This window comes from Pseudomonas sp. 44 R 15, assembly GCF_900004965.1.
GTDB classification, from domain to species: Bacteria; Pseudomonadota; Gammaproteobacteria; order Pseudomonadales; family Pseudomonadaceae; genus Aquipseudomonas; species Aquipseudomonas orientalis_A.
The window spans coordinates 1-20,413 of sequence record NZ_CVTU01000042.1 but is presented as its reverse complement, the minus strand read 5'-3'; the positions used below and the strand labels follow the sequence as shown (position 1 = coordinate 20,413).

The following is a 20,413-nucleotide window of genomic DNA, read 5'->3' as shown; positions in this document are numbered from 1 at the left end:
TCGAAGCATCGACAAAACCCACCTAGTGCGGATTTTGTCGTTTCTGGGGTTAAAAAGCCCAACTAGCGGGCCTTCAGAATTTTCCCACAAAAACTCGCGCCATCCATGAACTCCCCCTTCACCCCCCACCCCGCTAACCTCCCCCAGTCGCTGCAAAATCAGCGACCGGGTTTAGCAGCTCGGTTAATATCAAGGCCTGCAAAGCCACCTTCCCTTCAAGCGATGCTTTCAGCATCCACTGGATTGCGTTATGGCGGCTGTGCGTGGGGCACCTTCGGGTGCGCTGGGTTCCTTGATTCCTGGTCTGCTAACCCGCGTACAGTCGCCACCCTTTTCGTTTAGCAGCGTTGTCTGGCGACTCCACCAATCAAGGAGTTTCAGTCATGAAAAAGATCACCCCCAATCCCCCAACAACCCTGTTCACCCTCGCCCCAGGCATCCCCGTCGAAACCCTGCTAATCCAAGCCAGTGAAACCCTCGCCTCTCTGAACGTCATGACCACCGATCTGGCCTTTGAACTGGAAGGCTCACACCGCCACAAGCTGCTGGCGGCTCAGCAACTGGTCGTGCTGGGTGAGTTGTTGCTGGAGCGGATGCTGGAAACTCAGGTATTCACTAAGCAGACACCTGGCGAGAACCCATAGAAACCGACAGTACAATCAATCCGTACCTGCGGCGAGCGAGGCGCCCTCGCCGCAGGACGGAATCGAACCTTAATTGACCAAGCCCTTCATCACCCACCACCGCGCGCCCCTAAAAACTATCAGCCACACCCCATAGACCCCGTCGATCACCCAGTTGCTAATACTGATTAGACGTACGCTCAAAACAACTCTAGCCTCGCGTAGATAACGCGCCCATTAAAGCGCCAGGGTTATGCGCCCGACGCCGCCGCCGAGGTTTTTCATGACCGATCAAATCCTGATGGATAGCTTTTCGCGCCGGGTCGACTACCTCAGGATGTCCGTCACTGACCGTTGCGATTTCCGTTGTGTGTATTGCATGGCCGAGGACATGGAGTTCCTGCCGCGCCAGCAGATTCTGTCGCTGGAAGAGCTGTATCAACTGGCACACAGTTTCGTCGCGCTGGGCACGCGCAAGATCCGTCTGACCGGCGGCGAGCCCTTGGTTCGTCAGGGCGTGGTGGAGCTGTGCCGACGCATCGCCGCGCTTCCCGGTCTGCGCGAGTTGTGCATGACCACCAACGGTTCGCAGTTGGGCAAGCTCGCTGCACCGTTGTTCGATGCGGGGCTCAAGCGCTTGAATATCAGCCTCGACAGCCTGGACCCCACGCGCTTTCGTGAACTGACGCGCACCGGTGACCTGGCGAAGGTGATCGCCGGTATCGATGCCGCGAATGCTGCGGGGTTTGAGCACACCAAGCTCAATTGTGTGGTGATGAAGGGTCGCAATGACCATGAGGTCAACGACCTGGTGGCCTTCGCCGTCGACCGTGGTCTGGATATATCCTTTATCGAAGAAATGCCGCTGGGGGTGATCAGCGAACACAGCCGTGCCGAGGCGTTTTATTCCAGTGCGCAGGTGCGCGAGCGTATCGCCGAACGCTACACGCTGATCGACTCTGCGGAATCGACCCAGGGGCCTTCGCGTTACTGGCGTCTGGCCGAGGCGCCGCATATTCGCCTGGGCTTTATTTCGCCCCACAGTCACAACTTCTGCGCGACCTGCAACCGTGTGCGCCTGACCGTTGAGGGCCGGTTGCTGCTATGCCTGGGCAATGAGCATTCGGTCGACCTCAAGGCGGTGCTGCGGCGCTATCCGGGCGAACCGAAACGCTTGGAGAGCGCCATTATCGAGTCGATGAAACTCAAGCCGTATCGGCACAACTTCACCCTCGACGATGAGGTGCAGGTGGTGCGCTTCATGAACATGACGGGCGGCTGATCGACCCGGTTTCAACCCCATACCACCCTGCGCACGGCAGGGCTGCTGCCCGTCCTTCAAGCCATCGACTGTGTACTGAACTGAAAAATGCCTGTCTAATCGTCAAGGCTGATCGGGCTATCCAGCATTGTCTGGCGACCGGTTATCGAGTGCGTTGGCCAGTTCTTAGGAATAGGTGATTCCACTCTGACAGACCTTTCACTTCTTCCCTGGCAGGCACCTTGATGGACATAAAACAACTCAAATTCCTGATTGCGCTGGAGCAGACCCGTCACTTCGGCCAGGCGGCTGCGCGCTGCCATATCACCCAGCCGACGTTGTCGATGCGCCTGCGCAATCTGGAGGAGGAGTTGGGCCTGGAGTTGGTCACCCGGGGCCAGCGTTTCGAAGGCTTTACCGAGGCCGGTGAGCGTGTGCTGGCGTGGGCCAGGACCTTGCTCGCCGCCCATGACGGGTTGTTCGCCGAAGCGGCCGCGTGTCGCGGTCAGTTGGTGGGTAACTTGCGCCTGGGCCTGGTGCCGCTCAGCGGGTTCAACCCAATCAGCTATATCCAGAGCCTGTCCCACACCTTTCCCGAGCTCAAGTTCAGCCTGACGTCGATGAGTTCGGACAACATCATCGAAGCGCTGGGCACCAATCAACTGGATCTGGGCGTGTGTTACCTGGACCACGTTAACGCCAACTACCTGGATTTTTTCGAACTGGGCGAGACCCGTGTCGGCCTGCTGTACGACACCCGTCACTTCCATTTCGAGGGCAGCGAAATGAGCTGGGAAGACGCCGCGCAATTGCCCCTGGGGATGATCAGCACGGGCATGCACTATCGAAAGTCCATTGACCTGAGCTTCCGCAGCCGCGGCCTCGCGCCCCAGCCCATGCTCGAAAGCGACTCAACCTATCAACTGTTCCAGGCGATCCACGAAGGCTTCTGCTGCGCAATCATGCCGCTGGACAGCGGCCTGGAAAGCCCGATCGAGAACCTCGCGTTCATCAACCTGCCGGACGCCAGCGTGCTCGCGCCACTGGGCATGGTGATGCGCAAGACCGAACCGCGCTCGGCCATTGCAGAGAAGTGCTTTGCGCAGGCCAAGAGATTATTTGCTGCCAAGGGCGCGGATTAGCGCGTAGGAACAGAACGTCGATCAAGCCGATTTGCCTTTGAGTAAGCACCGGAAAGCTCCTACAAGTTGGCATGCATCAGGTGAACTGGCGTGGAATGAATTGTACGGATACGCTTCAGATCACAGCTCGTCTGCCCAAGGTTGAACGAGAACACCTGAGCCCCCAGACTTCTCCCCTCAACTCAAGGACAAGGAGGCCGTCCATGCAAACGACTGTTTCGCCCAGCCCCCTTGTAGGGGTGGGCCTCTACACGCCTGGCGAGGCGTCGCTATACACCGGCATCCCTACCGCAGATATACGTCGTTGGCTGTTCGGCTACAGCTCTAATGGCGTCCAGCATGCCGGGCTCTGGCAATCGGAACTGTCAAACGTGGACGATTGCATTCTTGGTTTCCATGACCTGCTCGAAATTCGCTTCGTACATGCATTTCGCCAGCATGGGCTGAGCTTGCAGGCCATCCGCAACGCGTCACGCCAGGCTAGCGAGCTGTTCGGTCAGCCCTATCCGTTCACCTGCAAACGGTTCCAAACAGACGGCCGCAGTATTTTCGCCACTGTGCTGGATGAGACGGGTGACGAGACAATGCTGGACCTGCTCAAAAAACAATATGCGTTCAAACAAGTCATTAAACCTTCGCTGTATGAAGGGATCGATTACTCCGGCAAGGGTTCGGCGCAACGCTGGTACCCGGTCAAACATAGCAAAGCGGTAGTGCTGGACCCTGCCAGAAATTTTGGTAAGCCCGTACTGGCAGCGACCGGCGTCGATACCGCCGCCATCTTCAGTGCCTATGAGGCAGAAGGACGTGATACCAGGCGCGTCGCCATGCTCTATGAGATCCCGACCGTTGCGGTAAAGGCAGCTGTGGAGTTCGAGCAAAGGAATGCGGCTTGAACTTCCTGTTGGATCATAACCTTCCTCCCCAAAGCCTCTCACCTGACCACACAAAAACCCTACACTCGTTCACGAACCGTTAAGAAACCCTTCCCTATACTAGCCGGCAGCCATGCCCGCTCCCCCGAGCGGTCCCCTGCCCGGTAGCCACTCAATGACGCGTCCCGTTCCCCTGCTGCTCCTGCTCGTTGGCCTGCTGTTTTTCTTCGCCCTTGGCAACCATGAACTGCAAGGCTCCACCGAGGCCCGCGTCTCGGGGATTGCCATGGCCATGCACCTGGACAATGACTGGGTGGTGCCGCGTCTGTTTCGTGAGCCTTTCCTGGAGAAACCGCCACTGAGTCTTTGGCTGGACGCCGGGGCGATTCGTCTGTTTGGCGCGAGCACCGGGGCCGTGCGCCTGGCGTCGGCGTTTGCCGGGTTGTTCAGCGTGATGCTGCTCTACGGAATGTTGCGCCGGTTCGGGCGGCCCACAACGCTGGCATTCAGCGCCGCGTTGATTCTGGCAACCATGGCCAGCTATTGGGGCAATGTGCGAGGAGTGGGTGAGGATTCGTTGCTCGCTCTGGGCGTGACTGCAGCGTTGCTGGGGTTCTATCAGGCAATGCGCCCCGAGTCCGAGCGCCAGGGTTCCAGCGCCTGGGCGTGGGCATTGTTCACGGTGGGGATGGTCATCGCCACGCTGAGCAAAGGTGTGCTGGGCTTGGCGATGCCGGGGATTGTGATTTTTGTCTACCTGGCGTGCACCAGCCTGATAGATAAGCGCCTGCGTATCGGCGACTGGCTCAAGCCGGCGCTGTTCACGCTGCTGGCGCTGGTGCCGCTGCTGATCTGGCTGGGGTTTCTGTTTCAGCGCGGCGGTATGCAGGCTGTCGGTGACGTGCTGTGGACCAACAGTGTCGGGCGCTTCAGCGGCTCGTTTGTGGAAGCCGGGCATTACGAGCCGTTCTATTACTACCTCGTTAAACTGCCTGAGGCCTTCCTGCCATGGAATATCCTGGTGTACCTGGGCCTGTGGCACTTTCGCAAAAGCCTGGTGCGCAACCGCTACCGCCTGTTTTTCAGCGTGTGGCTGGTGGCGCAGTTCACCCTGCTGACCCTGGCATCGAGCAAACGCACCGTCTATTTGATGGCATTGACTCCGGCCGCCGCCGTACTGGCGGCGGAATACGCGCGGGTGCTGCTGGAGTGGGTCAAACAACACAAACCGGCACTCTACCGCTACCACCGACAGATCATCGGCGGTGTATTCACACTGGCCATCGCCTGCTACCTCAGCGCCGCCTTCTGGTTCGCCCCCAAAGCCGATGTGCGCCAGTCATTCGTGCCGGTGATCAGTCAGGTGCAGACACTGCAGGACGAAGGTAAAGAGGTGGCGCTGTTCCAACCCAATGAACGAATCGCCGGCGCCAGTGTGTTCTATCTGCAGGCCTATTTGCCGATTCTGCAGACCGAGGCCCAATTGCACGCCTTTCTCAGCGCCAAACCCGGCAACGTCGCGCTGCTGGATCAGACCGACCGGCTCAGTCAGAAAGTCACCGTGGTCAAGCAAATGAAGATCAACCGCCAGCCCTACTACTTCGTCGAGCAGTAAGGCCGGCGCGCGTCATCAGTGCTTGGTCAGCTTGTCCAGATAACCCATGGCAAACGCCGAGACCACGAAGGTCATATGGATGATCACGTACCACATCAGGTGTTGCGGATCGACGTTCTTGGCGTCCATGAAGATGCGCAGCAGGTGGATGGAGGAAATCGCCACGATGGAGGCCGCCACTTTCATCTTCAGCGACGAAGAGTCCATGGTGCCCAGCCAGTTGAGCTTTTCCTTGTTTTCATCGATATCCAGCTGCGAGACGAAGTTCTCGTAGCCGGAAATCATCACCATCACCAGCAGGCCACCGACCAGGGCCATGTCGATCAGCGACAGCAGCAGCAGGATCACTTCCGATTCCAGCAAGGAAAAAATATTCGGAATCACGTGAATGATTTCCTGGAAAAACTTGATCGCCAGGATCAGCAACCCCAGGGATAAACCCAGATAGATCGGCGCCAGCAGCCAGCGCGCGGCATACATCGTGTTTTCGATAAAGCGTTCCATTGAATCCCACACAGCTTGGCTAAAAATGGCGCCGAGTATACCAGTGGCTACCCGGCGCCTGTCACCGCGAGAAAACTGCGCCAAGTGGCATCTGTAAGAGGATTTTTCTGCTAGTGTCGAGACCATTCACTCGGCTCGATGATGTCGGACAGGAAAACTCAGATAATGGATGTGCGATTCCCTTTGGCCAGTCTAGGCCTGTGCGCGGCGTTGCTGATGACCAGCGGCTGCTCTCCCAAAGAAGAGCAGAAGCAGGCCACCCTCGAAGAAAAAACCACCACGTTCGAACAGTCCCTGGACAGCATCCAGGACCCCAAGCTGCGCGACGTCATCGCCGACCTGGGCGGTTCGCTGCTGTTGCTGGAACGTGCGCGGATCAAGCTCGACACCAAGCCCATCGAGGCCGAATACGGCGAAGACAGCCTGGTCTTGCTCAAGCATTACCCCAGCCCCCAGGCCTTGGTGGACACCTATATCAACGGCCTGTTCGTCCTGCGCAGGGCTTCGCATTCCGACTACCTGACGGATTTGCAGCCGGTCTTCCCGTTCACGTTCAACGCTCCCGAGCAATTCCCCTTCCCCCATGGCCTGGAGTGGGAGTCGGTAACCTTGAGCAACAACAAAGTCATTCCCTTCCAGCCGGAGTGGTCGGAGACCGACCCCGGCATCCAGCTCAGTCCCAGCAGCTCCAACCTGACCAACCCCGACGACCTGACGGTGACCTACCCGTTCATCGAGGGCATCGAGACGGAAAACAAGAGCCAGCCGCAGCCCGTCAGCCTTAAAGGCACGATTGAGGTCGCCGCGCCGGGCAGGGTGCTGACCTTTGACCTGTCAAAAAACGACGTCGGCCATTCACGCACCGAGGGCAATATCAGCCTCAAGCTGCTGTCGCTGGGCAAGAATTACGCCGAAATCGAACTGACCAACAGCGAGCCGCTGGCCACCGAGCTGGGCGACGACTCGCCCAACCCGCTGCTGGTACAGGCCCGGGACAGCACCGGGCAATTTCTCACCCGCTCAGGTTCAATCAACGAAAGCGCTGCACAAGTGGCGTTCTATGAGAAGCAGCTGGCGCAGCTGCAACAGCAGAAGGCCTGGTCCGAAGCGTTGGATAAACAGCTCACCGACGCGCAAAAAGCCTTCGAACACACACAGACCAGCCATTACGCCAAAGTGTATTTCAACGGTGTGATCGATACCCTGCAGGTCAACGTACTGGATTTTTCCAAAGCCACGGTGACCCGCAAGGCGCTGGACCTGCCGGTGATGCGCTTCGACAAAAACAGCCTGCAACAGAGCGTGCAGCCCTTGCCGATGCCGGTCACGGTGTATGACGACGCCGCCGCCAGCTGGCTCAAAGACGCGTCAATGACTGAAGATCAGTTGAAAAACAGCGTCACCATCAGCCAATCGACCGAAGATGCCAGTGCCGCAAAAATCGTGTTCGACCACCCTTTCACCTTCAATGACGATCTGGTCGGCGCCGAGCGCAATAACAGCGCCGCGCCGATCACCTTTTTCACCGCAGATGATAAGGGCGAGCGCGGCGAACCCATCGAGTTGCCGACCGAAGCCTACGAGCTGAACGCGGCCAGCGGCACGCTGACCTATGACCTTAACCTGTTCCCGGAAACCCCGGCGTTTGTGGTCGGCTCGGTACCCTTGTTTCTCGCCACCATCGAAAAGGCCTCGATTGACGTCGGCAAACTGCCCAAGGGTCTGTTGCTCAAGGACAACGCGCTGATCGTCGACCAGCAAGCGTTTCCCGCCGACAGCTGGCGCTTCTACGCCAGGGACGCGAGCGGCAACTACCTCAAGGAAATTCTCGGCGTGAGCCACCGCGCCGAGGAATACGGTACGGCGTTGTTTGATGTGCATTATTTCTACGGCCAGCCGACCACCCTGGAAAGCTACCAGCGCACCGACCTCAACACCGTGCAATATGGCTTTGAGGTCAAACTGGACAAACCGGAAAGCAAATAGCCCGGAATTACAGGGCCAATCGCTCCTGGCCACCGTTGAGTTGGCGCAGATGGGCCTGCAGGTGCAGGCACCAGATCTGCGGCTCGTCCAACTGCTCGTAACCGTGCAGCGTCAGGCTGTCGACAATGGAACCCAACATGGTTTCCGCCACGAACGGCCCGTGAAATGGGCCTTGAGACTTGACCGTAGACGGCTGTTCGCCCGACATGCCGGCGGCAAATAACAACGTCCACAGCCCAATCTCCCCGGCAAGGGGGCGAATGGAGCATTCGATACGAGTTGCCAGGCCCAGGCACTGGCGGGTAAGGCAAAGGTTGCGCGGCATGGCGGCGACCCTCGGTAGATCGGTGTTCAGCCCCAGCGCAAAGGCGAGGCTGTTTCTATCCTGCGACTCCTGCGGATATCCCTGATATTGAGAATAGAAGAAAAACGCGACAAACCAAGCTCGTAGGGACCAACGGACATCCTCTCCAGGCACCTGTCAATTTAATGACAAAAACAGATCAAACTGTGGGAGGGGGCTTGCCCCCGATGGCGGCCTCTGGGCCGACCAGGATGTTGTATCAGATCGAGTACATATCCGTTTCTGCGGTAACGGCCACTTAGGGTTCTGCCCTGACGGCGGCTCACTTTTGAAAAGCGCAAAAGTAAGCAAAACGCTCTTGCCCCACCACTCGGCACCTCGCTTAGGCTCGGTGTGCCCTCTCTCCGGCTTGAATCCGTGGGCCGCCGCAATGGGCCATCCTTGGCCCAGTGCGGCTAACCCGGCGTCCTGCCGGGTTGCCCACGGATTCAAGCCTGCGTTCGGCCAGCGTGGTTTAACGGGGCGCCTAGGATCAAAAGCAGATCAAGATCAAGAGCGACTCGCTTCGCATCGTGGTTACGGTTGGGCGCTACAGAGTTGTGTAGGTACCTATGGCTATCGGGAGCAAGCCCCCTCCCACCTTTTTGATCCCATCAAGCTTCAGGGATCAGGTCGGTTTGGCCTCCGCTAAAGCCTGCTGCGCCAGCTCTTTCTCTGCCTCCTTCAAGTCTTCCTCGCTGATCATTTCCGCAATCGCGCGCAAACGCTCCACCACCCGCGCATTGACCGTGCCTTCCGGGAACTGCCCTTCGGCATCCGGCTCACCGGCATCCTCGCCCACCAGCAGGCTCAACGCCTCATCCGCCTGACGCACCGCATAGATATGGAATTGCCCGGCGCGCACGGCCTGCAAGACCTTTTCATCGAGCATCAGCGTGGCCACGTTGGCCTTGGGAATGATCGCGCCCTGTTCACCGGTCAACCCGCGCGCTTCGCACAGGCGGAAGAAGCCTTCGATCTTCTCGTTGACCCCACCCACTGCCTGCACTTCGCCAAACTGGTTGATCGAGCCGGTGATGGCAAAGCACTGCTTGAGCGGCGTCTTCGACAACGCCGAGATCAAGGTGCAGGCCTCGCCCAGGGAGGCACTGTCGCCGTCCACGTAACCGTAGGACTGTTCCAGTGCGATGCTGGCTGAGATCGCCAGCGGGAATTCCTGCGCGTAACGGCTGCCCAGGTAACCGGTGAGGATCATCACGCCCTTGGAGTGAATCGGCTGGCCGAGGTTGACCTCACGTTCGATGTCGACAATCCCGCTGCCGCCCGGGTACACCGTGGCGGAAATCCGCGCCGGTACGCCAAACGCCGAATCCCCCACCTCCAGCACCGTCAGCCCGTTGCACTTGCCGACGGCGGCGCCGGCGGTGTCGATGAGGATGACCCCGGCGAGCATGTCGTCGAGAATCCGTGCCGACACACGGCCGGTGCGCGTGGCCTTGGCCTTGAGCGCGCGCTCGATATGCCCGGCATCGGTCATTTCATCGCCCGCCAGGTGACGAATGAAGTCGGCCTCGCTGACCAGTTGGAACAAGTCGCCGATGCGCGCCGACAAACGGCCCTGATGTTCCGCCAGGCGTGCGCTGTAAGTCGCCAGCCGCGCCACCGCATCCGACGTCAGCGGCGCCATGCCTTCTTCCGAGGTGCGGGTCTTGAGCAACTGGGCGAACTGCTCCAGGCTTTCGTCGACCATCGGGATGTCTTCGTCGAAGTCCACCAGTACCCGGAACATTTCCTGGAAGTCCGGATCGGCGTCCTGCAACGCGTAGTACAACTGACGCGACCCGATGATGATCACCTTGACCTGCAACGGAATCATCTGCGGGTTGAGGGTCACGGTCGCCAGGCGGCCGAGTTCGCCCAGCGGGGACTCCATCTTCAGCTTGCGCGATTGCAGGGAACGCTTGAGCGCATCCCACACAAATGGCTCGCTGAGCATTTTTTCCGCTTCAAGAATCAGGAAGCCACCGTTGGCACGGTGCAACGCCCCCGGACGCAGTTGGCGATATGTGGTGTAAAGCGCGCCCTGGTCGGTGCTGTATTCGATACGGCCGAACAGGTTGTCGTAGGTCGGGTGCGGTTCAAACACCACCGGCGCACCGCCGTTGACCGAATGACCCACCACCAGGCTCGGGCAGTATTGCTCCTCGAGCAGCTTGCGCGCCTGGGCATCGGTCTTGGCGTCGTCGACCAATTGCTCGACCACGGTCTTGAGCAGATACACCTGCACGGCCTGCAGGTAACCGCAGACGGCGGCGTTTTCCGCGTACTTTTCCGACAGTGGCGCAAGCAACGGCTGCAGGGCCAGGGTGATGGTTTCTTCGTTGAACTGGCGCAGTTGGTTGTTTGACTCACGCTTCCATTGCGGCAGGCTCGCCAACTCTTCGTTGAGGCGTTCTTCCAGCTCGGAAATATCGGTGTGGAAGCGCTCGCGATCGGCTTCCGGCAACTGCGAGAACTCCGCTTCGTCCAGCGCCTTGCCGTCAAGCATCGGCGTGAAGGCGATGTTGGAGCTGTCGCGGTACAGCGCCACGTCTTTTTCCAGGGCCAGGCGCTCGATCACGTCCAGAGCCTTGTCGTAGCGCTGGTTGAATGCACGGTCGATGGCGCTTTTGCGCTGTTGGTACGTCGGGTGTTCAAACACGGCCGGGAAGGTCGCGACCAGATTGTCGACCAGCGCGTTGATATCGGTGATAAACGCTGCAGCGCCGCCGCCTGGCAATTCCAGCGCGCGCGGTTCGCGCGGCTCATCGAAATTATTCACATAGACCCAGTCCGACGGGGTTTGCAGGCGTTTGCCTTCAGCCTTCAGGTAACGTTTGACGAATGAAAAGCGACCGGTACCGGGCTCGCCCATGACAAACACGTTGTAACCGGGGCGTGGCATGGCCACACCGAACTGCAAGGCTTCAACCGCACGTTCCTGGCCAAGCACACCGCGAAAGGGCTCCAAATCATTGGTGGTCGAGAAGCTGAACTGTTCAGCGGAGAAAGGGCGAGTCAGCGCTTCGGGCGCTAGACGCAAGCTGGCAGCAACAGGATCAGGCATCGGGCTTCCTTACATCAGGCGGGGCAGATGGGGGCATTCTGGCTCTCGGTTGCGCGCTCTGGCAAGGCGCGCTGTTGGGAAAGCATAGCCACGGCGCGTGCCGCACAAAAAAAACGTTCAAGACTGAATGTTTTATAAAAACTCACGGAACCCATGGAACGTGCCTAAACTCCAAACTGCGCGGGTTGGACTAATAACTGGCCCCTAGGGTGCTGCGAAGCGCCTGAACCCTTGTCCATTGGTTTGCACACAAAGAGAACAAAGCTATGAAACGGATCCTTCTTGGTACTCTCTTCACCGTCGTCTCCCTCAATGCAATGGCAGAAGCACCAGGTGGCCCGAACTGCGGTTGGGGCAACATGTTGTTTGAAGGCCAGCGCGGTACTCCTGCTCATTTCCTCGCTTCCACCACCAACGGCACCTCGGGTAACGCCACCTTCGGCATGACCTCGGGCACCAACGGTTGCAGCACCAACAGCGCCCTGACCTACGGCGGCAAGTCCTGGATTGCCATGAATGGCATGATGAACGAGCTGTCCGAAGACATGGCCAAAGGCAACGGCGAAGCCCTGACCACCTACGCGGTGGTACTGGGTGTGGCTCCGGAAGATCGCGATCACTTCGCAGCCGTGACCCACGAGCACTTCCAGCAAATCTTCAGCAAGGCTGACGTGACTGCTGATGACGTGCACAACAACACCATTGCCGTACTGAAAAGCGATGCCCGTCTGGCGAAATACGCTACCCAGGCTTAAGCTCGACCCACCCGCGTCTTTCGAGGCGCGGGTTTTGTTTTTTCGACCTGTCCCCCTTGGGTCTTTTTTTCAGTCCGACTTAAGTAGCCCCCATGCTCAAACGCCTCGCTTGCCTGGCTTTCTTCGCCTGCGCCCCGCTGCACGCGGCCCCGCACCTCGACGATCAACGTTTGCAGCAACTGGCCAATGATCCGTTCTGGCTTTCGCTGGGGCATTACGAGGCCGGCAAGATCAATGGCTGGCGCAGCTATGTCAGCGACAAGAAATTCTTTCTCGCCGCTGACGGTGCGCATCATCCGGACGCCGAACTCAAGGCCACTGTGGATGCGCTCTACGCACCGGCCAGCCTGGGCGAAAAACATGCCCAATGCGTCTACCCCGCACGCACCCGCTGGCTCAAGGATCAGTTGCAACTGACCGACCTGCCGGCTGTGGACTGCAAAGAATTCAAACAATGGTTCTCGGACGTCGCGCCCCACAGCGCGGTGATGATTTTCCCGGCGGCGTACCTCAACAGCCCCTCGTCGATGTTCGGCCACACCTTGCTGCGCATCGACCAGGCCGACGTGCAGAGCAACAACACCGCCCTGCTCAGCTACGCAATCAACTTCGGCGCCTATATCGAAGGCTCGGACAACAGCATTCTGTATGCCTGGAAAGGCCTGATGGGCGGCTACCCCGGCCTGTTCGCCCTGGTGCCCTATCAGGAAAAACTCTCCGAATACCGCAGCCTGGAAAACCGTGACCTGTGGGAATACCGCCTGAACCTCACCGAAGTCGAGACCAAGCGCATGGTCGAGCACGTGTGGGAGCTCAAGCAGATCAAGTTCGACTACTTCTTCTTCGATGAAAACTGCTCCTATCGACTGCTGGAACTGCTGCAAGTGGCGCGCCCCGGCCTGCGCCTGACCGAGCAATTCCCGCTCACCGCGATCCCGACCGATACCGTCAAAGCGGTAAAGGACGCGGGTCTGGTGGAAAAGATCGACTATCGTCCGTCCCGTGAACGCGAGCTGCTCGAACGCGCCAAGCCGCTCGACAGCGATGAGCAGCAATGGGTACTGAAGATCAGCGATGACCAGAAACAGTTGCAGGAGCCCGCCTTCAAGGCGCTGCCGCGCGAGCGCCAGGCGTTGGTGGTGGACGCTGCCTATCGCCTTGGCCGCTACCGCGCCAACGGCCTGGAACGCGACACCGCACGCTCCCAGCGCAGCTTCGAATTGCTGCGCGCGATCAACCAGAACCCGGCGCCCGACCTGAAGATCACCCCACCCGGCTTGCCGGAAAACGGCCACGAGTCGCGCACCTGGCAGGCCGGCATCGGCACCCGCGGCGACAAAGCCTTTGGCGAATACGGCCTGCGCATGGCCTATCACGACCTCAACGACAACGCCGAAGGCTTCCCCCTGGGCGCACAAATCGAAATCCTGCAGATGAAACTGCGCCAGTACGAAGGCAACCACTGGCAATTGCAGCAACTGGACCTGGCCACCATCCGCTCCCTGACCCCGCGCAACGCCCTGTTGCAACCGTGGTCCTGGCAAGTCACCGGCGGCCTGGAACGGGTGCCGGGCAAACACGACGACGAAACCCTGGTCGCCCACGTCAACGGCGGCGCCGGCGGCACCTGGCAACTCTCGGACGACATGCTCGGCTTCGCCCTCGGCACCGTACGTGTGGAACACAACAATGACTTCAGCGAAGCCATCTCCCCCGCCGCCGGCTTCAACACCGGCGTGTTGTGGAAGAACCCGCTGGGCAACCTGAGCCTGGAAGCCAAGGGCGATTTCTTCACCAATGGCGAGGTGCGGCGCAGCATCAGCCTCAACCAGCAATGGGAACTGTCACGCAACCTCGGCCTGCGCCTGAGCGCCCAGCGCGAATACAGCCACCTGTCGACGCCGGTCAATGAAGTGATGCTCGAAGTGAAGTGGTATCACTACTGACCCAAGCCTGATGAAATGATCGTTCCCTCGCTCCGCGTGGGAATGCATCCTGTGACGCTCCGCGTCACGCCTTTACAGCGGACGCAGAGCGTCCAGTGCGGCATTCCCACGCAGAGCGTGGGAACGATCATCCTGCACATCCCTCTTACACGCCTTTCACATACAGCTTACAAATCCCCTTCTAGACTCACCCTATCAGCCGTAAATCGGCTAGGGAGTACGCCATGTGGCGGTATGCGCTAATGCTGTGTGCAGGGGTGTGGTTGACGGGCTGCCAAACTACCCATCAAGAGTTGCTGGCCAAGGGTTATCCGCCCGCCTTCGCCGATGGCTTTGACGACGGTTGCAGCAGCGGGCGCCAGGCCGCCGGGGTGATCACCGGGGAGTTTCGCAAGAACGTGCCGCGCTATCTGAAAGACCGGCAATACGCCGAAGGCTGGGAGGACGGTTTTCGCCAGTGCAAAGCCATGCGTGAGAACGAGGAATTGCGCGAGTACCAGGACAACCGCCGGAACGATCGCGAGCACGAGTGGCAGCAGGAGAAAGACCGTGATGCGGCCAAGGCATATCGCTCGCAATGACCTCATCATGACGCGGAGCGTCATAGGCTGCATTCCCACGCAGAGCGTGGGAACGATCCGGCGGTGAGCATGGCCCAAACTCCATTGAAGGAGAATGTCATGAGCCGAGCTTTTGTAAATGAAGACAACGCCGCCGCCCAGGCCGACCAGCCGGTGGAGCGTCAGGTCAGCGCGCAGCCCAACCGTTTGACTGCGCAAGGGCTGGCGCAACTGCAAGCCAAGGTTACGCAGTTGCAACTGGAATACAGCACCGAATCCACTAAAGGCGAGCAGGCAGACAAGCAACGCCAAGCCGACTTGGAGCGGGATTTACGCTACTTCAACCAGCGCGTGCAAAGCGCCCAGGTTGTGCCGCCGGCCACGTCCACCGACAAGGTGCAAATCGGCAGTTGGGTGACCTTCGCCAATGAGCAGGACGAGCAGCAGCGCATCCAGTTGGTCGGCGAAGACCAGGCCGACGCCAACGCGGGCCTGATCAATTGGGGTTCGCCCCTGGGCCGCGCCTTGCTGGGCGCCCAGGTGGGTGACGAGGTGCTGTGGAAGCGCCCGGTCGGCGATCAGTTGATCGAAGTGCTGCGCATCGAACCCGAGGCTTAGACGATGCCCTGGGCCAGCATCGCGTCGGCAACTTTGACGAAGCCTGCGATGTTCGCGCCCTTCACATAGTTGACCCGGCCATTTTCCTCGCCGTAGTGCACGCAGGCATGGTGGATCGACTGCATGATGGTGTGCAGCTTGCTGTCCACTTCGCCGGCGGTCCATAGCAGGCGCATGGCGTTCTGCGACATCTCCAGGCCACTGACGGCCACGCCGCCGGCATTGGAGGCCTTGCCCGGCGCGAACAGAATGCCCGCGTCGATAAAGATATCTACCGCTTCAAGGGTGGTCGGCATGTTGGCGCCTTCGGCCACGCAGATGCAGCCATTGCGCAACAGCGCGCGGGCGGCATCAGCGTCGAGTTCGTTCTGGGTGGCGCAGGGCAGTGCGATATCGCACGCCAGCGCCCAGGGTGTTTGACCTTGGCGAAACTCCAGGCCGAAACGCTCGGCCAGTTCGCTGATACGCCCACGCTGCACGTTTTTCAGCGCCAGCAGGGCCGACCATTGTTCCTCGGTCAAACCGCTTTCGGCGTACAGCGTCCCTTCGGAGTCCGACAGGGAAACCACCTTGCCACCCAGGTCCATCACTTTGCGCGCCGCGTACTGCGCCACGTTGCCGGAACCCGAGATCGCCACACGCTTGCCTTCGACCTGCTGGCCCTGGCGCTTGAGCATTTCCTCGGCGAAATACACACAGCCAAAACCAGTGGCTTCCGGACGGATCAAGCTGCCGCCGTAGGTCATGCCTTTGCCGGTCAGGACGGAGGTGAATTGATTGCCCAGGCGTTTGTACTGGCCGAACAGGAAGCCGATTTCCCGTGCGCCCACGCCGATATCACCGGCCGGTACGTCCACGTCCGCACCGATATGACGGTATAACTCGCTCATGAAGGCCTGGCAGAAGCGCATCACTTCGGCGTCGCTCTTGCCCTTAGGATCGAAGTCCGAGCCGCCTTTGCCGCCGCCCATGGGCAACGAGGTCAGGGAGTTCTTGAAGGTCTGCTCGAAGGCGAGGAATTTCAGCACGCCCAGGTTCACCGAGGGATGGAAGCGCAAACCGCCCTTGTACGGGCCGATGGCACTGTTCATCTGGATACGGAAACCGCGATTGACCTGGACCTTGCCATGATCATCCACCCAGGACACCCGAAAGGTGATCGCGCGTTCCGGCTCGCACATGCGCTCCAGAATGCCCGAGGTCAGGTAGTGGGGGTTGGCTTCAAGAAACGGCCACAGACTGCGTAGGACTTCCTCCACGGCCTGATGGAATTCCGGTTGGTCGGGGTCGCGTTTCTTGAGGCGGGCAAGGAAGGATTCGACGGATTCGCTCATGAAAAGTCTCGGCAAAATGATTGTTGTTAAACAGAGATTGAGCCGGACTTTATCAATTCATTTCGCACCGTGACAGGGCAAAATGTCGCCTTTATGAATTTAAATGGTGCATTTGTATAAATAAACAGCGCTTTTCGCCCTGAAACGGGGATTTCAATCCGACACATGCACCAATGAGTAAACGGCTGGACGACAGCATCGCGCTAGCGCGTCCCGGGCACCAGGTCGAGTATCTCGTCGATGCCCAGGCAGCGCGGCTCCAGTTCCAGGGTCCTGCCATGGGCGAGTATGCCCACAGCGGTATCGCGCATAGCCAGATAGGCACTGCGCAACATGTGATTGGCGTAAATCACCGCGTTGAAACCAGCCTGCTCCAACACCTCGAACTTCAGGTGAGCGTAGCTGGTGGGCACACAAATCAGCGGTACCCTGGGCCGTTGCCGACGAAACTGCCTGGCGAACTCGAGGATTTCCAGGCCATCCTGTCTGCGGCTGTGGATCATGATGCCATCCGCCCCCGCCTCCACATACGCCAGGCACCGCGTCATCGCCTCCTCCATGCCGCGATCGAGGATCAAGCTTTCACACCGCGCAATCAGCATCAGCCCTGAGCCGGTGCGACTGGCGCAACCGGCCTGGAGCTTGGCGCAGAAAGTCTCAATGGGCTCCTGCGCCTGGTCGACCTCGGTGCCGAACAGTGAGTTCTTCTTCAAGCCGCACTTGTCTTCGATCACCACCGCCGAGACGCCCGCACGCTCCAGCATCTTGATGTGAATCGCGAAATGTTCGGGCTTGCCGCCGGTGTCGGCATCGAATATCAGCGGCAGCGAACACACATCGAATATTTCGCGGATCCCCGGCAAACGGTTACTGGGCGAGAGAATTTCGATATCGGGTAACCCGCGCTGGGTCGAGTCGGTCAGCGAACTGGACCAGATGGCGTCGTACCCCACCGTATGCCCGGGGCTGATTTCCAGCCTGGCGCGCTGCGCGAGCAACGCCGATATCGGGCTATGGGCTTCGAGTACGCGCAGGCAACGGGTGCTATCCAGTAGCGCCGACAGAGGGCGTCGGCGCGCTTCGGTATCCATCATAGGTTCAGGCTCCATGTCAGCGGCACAACGAGGGTTATCGGACTGCCTCAATCCCAGGCGGGCTGTTCACACTTGAGCACCGACGCCATCTTTTGCAGATGCTCACAGGCCCTGGCCACGTATTCCCTGGATAGCTGCGCGATACGGCTGTAATCCACGGCCTGCCCGGTGGCGCTGGCATACAGCCGCAGCGCCTCTGCCGCATGCTTGAAGTGGCGCGCTTCGACGCTGCCGCAATGCACGCTGAGAAAGCTCGCCACGCGGCTGGCCTCACCGGCGCTGTAGCCGCGCACGTCGCGCAACCACTGCTTCCACAACGGCGTCATCAGGTTGTATTCGCCGGTGTTGAACAGCTCCGTCATGGCCATCATCTCCAGTGCCTCAATGAGCTGCGGCGCCAGTGGGCGTTTTTCGCCAACCCAGCCGGAAAATTCCTTGGTGATCGGGTTCAGGAATTTGTCCTGCAGGCGCCATTCATCCGAGCCGCATATCGCCGACGCCATGCGGTAATACAGCTTGGAGTGGTGCGGATGCCCGTGCATTTCGCCCAATCCGATGTCCTCGACAATGATCTCGCCACAGTGGGCCGCCGCTTCGAGCATCTGCAGCCGGGCGTCGTCGGCCAGGGATGCCGACTCCTGGAGAATGCGCACAATGATGCTTGAGACAGCATGGGCGGCGCCATCGGGGCTGCGCCAGCCGCAGAAGAATGTACACAGCGACGACTCGCTCCAGTTACTGGAAGTCATGTCGACATAGGTCTCGCAGTACCTGTCCAGCTCGGCAGGCTGGCTGTTGAAACCGCTGAGCAGGGCCTGGGCCAGATGTCGGTCCTCGACATCCACCAGCGCCTGGTTCACGTACCCGATAAATTGGCGGCTCAGATTTTCCACGGCTCATATCCTTTTTTGGCTGGGGTTAGTGCGCAACGATTTCTGCCATGAAGCGAGCAAAGCGCGTGAGGCCTTCGATCAACGCTTCACGCTCAACGGCGTAGGAAATGCGGATACTGTTGCGGTCGCCGCAGCCGGAGCCGGGCACCACCGCGATATGGGCCTGGGTCAATAACAGATCGGCCAGGTGGTCGACATCACGGATAACGGTGCCCAGGTAGCGGCCACCCAATTTGCGCGACACATCGATAAACAGATAGAACGCCCCTTCCGGCGGGGCGCAGGTGATGTCATCGATATGCCCCAGGCAAGTGCAGGCCGCGAGCAGTTGCTGGTCGAGGAAGGCATTGACCTGGCGGGTAAAGTGCGGCGCGTCCGCCATCAAAGTGCCGAGCGCGGCGTATTGGGACAGGCTGCTGGGGTTGGATGTGGTGTGCCCCTGCAGGTTGTGCATGGCGGCGATGACCGCAGCGGGCGCGCACGCATACCCTACCCGCCAGCCGGTGACCGCGTGGCTCTTGGAAAACGAATCGACCAGCACCGTCTGGTGTTTGAGCGGCGCAAACAGCGAGACGATGTTGTGGTGTTCATGGGGCGCGCGCACCAGCTTGCGGTAGCACTCGTCGAACACCACCCACAGCCGGTGTTCGAACGCGAGCCGGGCGATCCCCAACAATTGTTCGCGTTGATAAACCGTGCCCGTCGGATTGTTCGGGGTGTTGATCACAATCATGCGGGTGCGTGGGGTCAGGGCGTTTTCGACGGCCGCGCAGGTGAGGCGATAGTCATCGGCTGCCGTGTCGACATAGACCGGGACGCCACCGGCCAGCTGGATCTGGGTGGGAAAGGTTTCCCAGTACGGCACCGCAACGATGACCTCATCCCCCGGATCGAGCAGTACCATCGCGGCGTTATACAGCGCCTGCTTGGCACCGGCGGTCACCGCGACTTCATCGGCGCTGTAGTTCACGCCGCAGCGCTGAGTGACCTGCTGCGCCAGCGCGTGGCGCAACTGGGGCAAGCCGATGGGCGGCGTATAGCGGTTGCGCGCAGTGGCCAGCGCATCGCTCGCGGCGGCTTTCATGTCCGGACAGGCATCGAAGGTCAATTCACCGGCGGCAAAATTGATCACGTCGACGCCGGCGTCTTTCAAGGCATTGGCTTTGCTGCGCATGCTGGACGTGCCCGGTGCGCTGAGGCGTTGCGCACGCTGGGACAACGGCAAGGACACGGCAGACGGTTCACTGTTATTCATTGTTATACCTGCCACAACACGCTGAAAAATTCGTTCGCCCTACCGGGCCTGGGCCTCCAGCCCTCGCTGAACCCGCCAGGACAGCGGCAAGGTGAGCAACAAGGTGGCGGCCAGCAACAAGACGGCCACGGGCACGCCGGTGGTATCTCCGAGACTGCCGAACAGCACCGGCGCCAATGCGCCGCCACCGATGGTGCCGGTGTAGAACACTGCAAACGCCTGGTCGCGCCGGCCCGGCCCCGCCAGGTCCGGCACCGCGCCATACAGCACCGACGAGGTGCCATTGAGCGCCAGCCCCAACAGCGGCAACATCACCATCAAGCCGGCGTACGGCAGGTACACCGCCATGACGATCAGCACCGCCGTGGTGAACTCCGTGGCCCACACCGTCTTCATCATGCCGATGCGTGCACCGAGGTAACCGCACAGCAATTTGCCGAAGGCGCCCCCCACGAACAGCATCGTCAGCGCCAGGCCAATGCCCGCAGGCCCGGCCCCCTTGGCCTTGAGCAAAAACGGCAGGAACGTGAGAAAACCCATGC

At 60.0% G+C, this 20,413-nt stretch carries 18 protein-coding genes; 10 read left to right on the top strand and 8 right to left on the bottom strand.

The genetic code is table 11. The features are described 5' to 3' along the window. The first annotated feature begins 383 nt into the window (after window positions 1–383). From BFP93_RS04560 to BFP93_RS04540, 5 genes are all read left to right on the top strand, one after another. The gene (locus BFP93_RS04560; RefSeq protein ID WP_065892221.1) at window positions 384–644 is read left to right on the top strand and encodes a DUF6124 family protein; all 261 of its coding nucleotides are present in this window, start codon (window positions 384–386) and stop codon (window positions 642–644) included. A gap of 262 nt (window positions 645–906) precedes the next feature. Beyond that, window positions 907–1,905 (top strand): GTP 3',8-cyclase MoaA, encoded by a 999-nt coding sequence (gene moaA, locus BFP93_RS04555; protein WP_065892295.1) that lies wholly within the window; start codon window positions 907–909, stop codon window positions 1,903–1,905. A gap of 224 nt (window positions 1,906–2,129) precedes the next feature. Beyond that, window positions 2,130–3,026, top strand: coding sequence for a LysR family transcriptional regulator (locus BFP93_RS04550; RefSeq protein ID WP_065883870.1), 897 nt, complete (start codon window positions 2,130–2,132; stop codon window positions 3,024–3,026). Window positions 3,027–3,229: 203 nt separating this feature from the next. Then, window positions 3,230–3,922, top strand: a complete 693-nt coding sequence (locus BFP93_RS04545) for a DUF433 domain-containing protein (protein ID WP_065892220.1) — start codon at window positions 3,230–3,232, stop codon at window positions 3,920–3,922. A 154-nt stretch (window positions 3,923–4,076) separates the two neighbouring features. Then, window positions 4,077–5,516 carry an ArnT family glycosyltransferase gene (locus tag BFP93_RS04540; protein ID WP_065892219.1) on the top strand — a complete coding sequence of 480 codons (1,440 nt, stop codon included), beginning with the start codon at window positions 4,077–4,079 and terminating at the stop codon, window positions 5,514–5,516. Window positions 5,517–5,531: 15 nt separating this feature from the next. Here BFP93_RS04540 and BFP93_RS04535 read toward each other — a convergent pair whose 3' ends face one another. Next, window positions 5,532–6,020, bottom strand: a complete 489-nt coding sequence (locus BFP93_RS04535) for a TIGR00645 family protein (protein ID WP_057724985.1) — start codon at window positions 6,018–6,020, stop codon at window positions 5,532–5,534. Between the two features lie 165 nt (window positions 6,021–6,185). On the opposite strand from BFP93_RS04535, the gene BFP93_RS04530 reads away from it, so the two are divergent. Further along, window positions 6,186–8,006, top strand: coding sequence for a hypothetical protein (locus tag BFP93_RS04530; protein WP_065892218.1), 1,821 nt, complete (start codon window positions 6,186–6,188; stop codon window positions 8,004–8,006). Between the two features lie 7 nt (window positions 8,007–8,013). On the opposite strand, the gene BFP93_RS04525 is transcribed toward BFP93_RS04530, so the two are convergent. Further along, window positions 8,014–8,331 (bottom strand): PA4575 family protein, encoded by a 318-nt coding sequence (locus tag BFP93_RS04525; protein ID WP_065892217.1) that lies wholly within the window; start codon window positions 8,329–8,331, stop codon window positions 8,014–8,016. Between the two features lie 646 nt (window positions 8,332–8,977). Continuing rightward, complete coding sequence (locus tag BFP93_RS04520; protein WP_065883862.1) at window positions 8,978–11,416, bottom strand: Lon protease family protein; 2,439 nt, start codon at window positions 11,414–11,416, stop codon at window positions 8,978–8,980. A 266-nt stretch (window positions 11,417–11,682) separates the two neighbouring features. Here BFP93_RS04520 and BFP93_RS04515 point away from each other — a divergent pair, with 266 nt between their 5' ends. The 4 genes from BFP93_RS04515 to BFP93_RS04500 all read left to right on the top strand — a co-directional run bounded on the left by BFP93_RS04515 (window position 11,683) and on the right by BFP93_RS04500 (window position 15,295). Further along, a complete protein-coding gene (locus tag BFP93_RS04515) occupies window positions 11,683–12,171 on the top strand; it encodes a DUF3015 domain-containing protein (RefSeq protein ID WP_003194274.1) in 489 nt (162 codons plus the stop codon). A 92-nt stretch (window positions 12,172–12,263) separates the two neighbouring features. Then, the gene (locus BFP93_RS04510) at window positions 12,264–14,117 is read left to right on the top strand and encodes an Lnb N-terminal periplasmic domain-containing protein (RefSeq protein ID WP_065892215.1); all 1,854 of its coding nucleotides are present in this window, start codon (window positions 12,264–12,266) and stop codon (window positions 14,115–14,117) included. Between the two features lie 224 nt (window positions 14,118–14,341). Beyond that, window positions 14,342–14,698, top strand: a complete 357-nt coding sequence (locus BFP93_RS04505; protein ID WP_065892214.1) for a hypothetical protein — start codon at window positions 14,342–14,344, stop codon at window positions 14,696–14,698. Between the two features lie 99 nt (window positions 14,699–14,797). Beyond that, window positions 14,798–15,295, top strand: coding sequence for a GreA/GreB family elongation factor (locus BFP93_RS04500; RefSeq protein ID WP_065892213.1), 498 nt, complete (start codon window positions 14,798–14,800; stop codon window positions 15,293–15,295). Here the strand turns inward: BFP93_RS04500 and gdhA are convergent. From gdhA to BFP93_RS04475, 5 genes are all read right to left on the bottom strand, one after another. Next, on the bottom strand, window positions 15,292–16,629 hold the full coding sequence (gdhA, locus tag BFP93_RS04495; protein WP_065892210.1) for an NADP-specific glutamate dehydrogenase: 1,338 nt from the start codon (window positions 16,627–16,629) through the stop codon (window positions 15,292–15,294). The genes BFP93_RS04500 and gdhA overlap by 4 nt on opposite strands. Before the next feature lie 203 nt (window positions 16,630–16,832). Next, window positions 16,833–17,723 carry a phosphoenolpyruvate mutase gene (aepX, locus tag BFP93_RS04490; RefSeq protein ID WP_065892205.1) on the bottom strand — a complete coding sequence of 297 codons (891 nt, stop codon included), beginning with the start codon at window positions 17,721–17,723 and terminating at the stop codon, window positions 16,833–16,835. 47 nt (window positions 17,724–17,770) lie between these two features. Further along, window positions 17,771–18,616 carry a hypothetical protein gene (locus tag BFP93_RS04485; protein WP_065892204.1) on the bottom strand — a complete coding sequence of 282 codons (846 nt, stop codon included), beginning with the start codon at window positions 18,614–18,616 and terminating at the stop codon, window positions 17,771–17,773. Window positions 18,617–18,641: 25 nt separating this feature from the next. Beyond that, on the bottom strand, window positions 18,642–19,871 hold the full coding sequence (locus BFP93_RS04480) for an aminotransferase class I/II-fold pyridoxal phosphate-dependent enzyme (RefSeq protein WP_065892202.1): 1,230 nt from the start codon (window positions 19,869–19,871) through the stop codon (window positions 18,642–18,644). A gap of 39 nt (window positions 19,872–19,910) precedes the next feature. Continuing rightward, on the bottom strand, window positions 19,911–20,413 hold a 503-nt coding region (locus BFP93_RS04475), incomplete at its 5' end, for an MFS transporter (protein ID WP_141687940.1).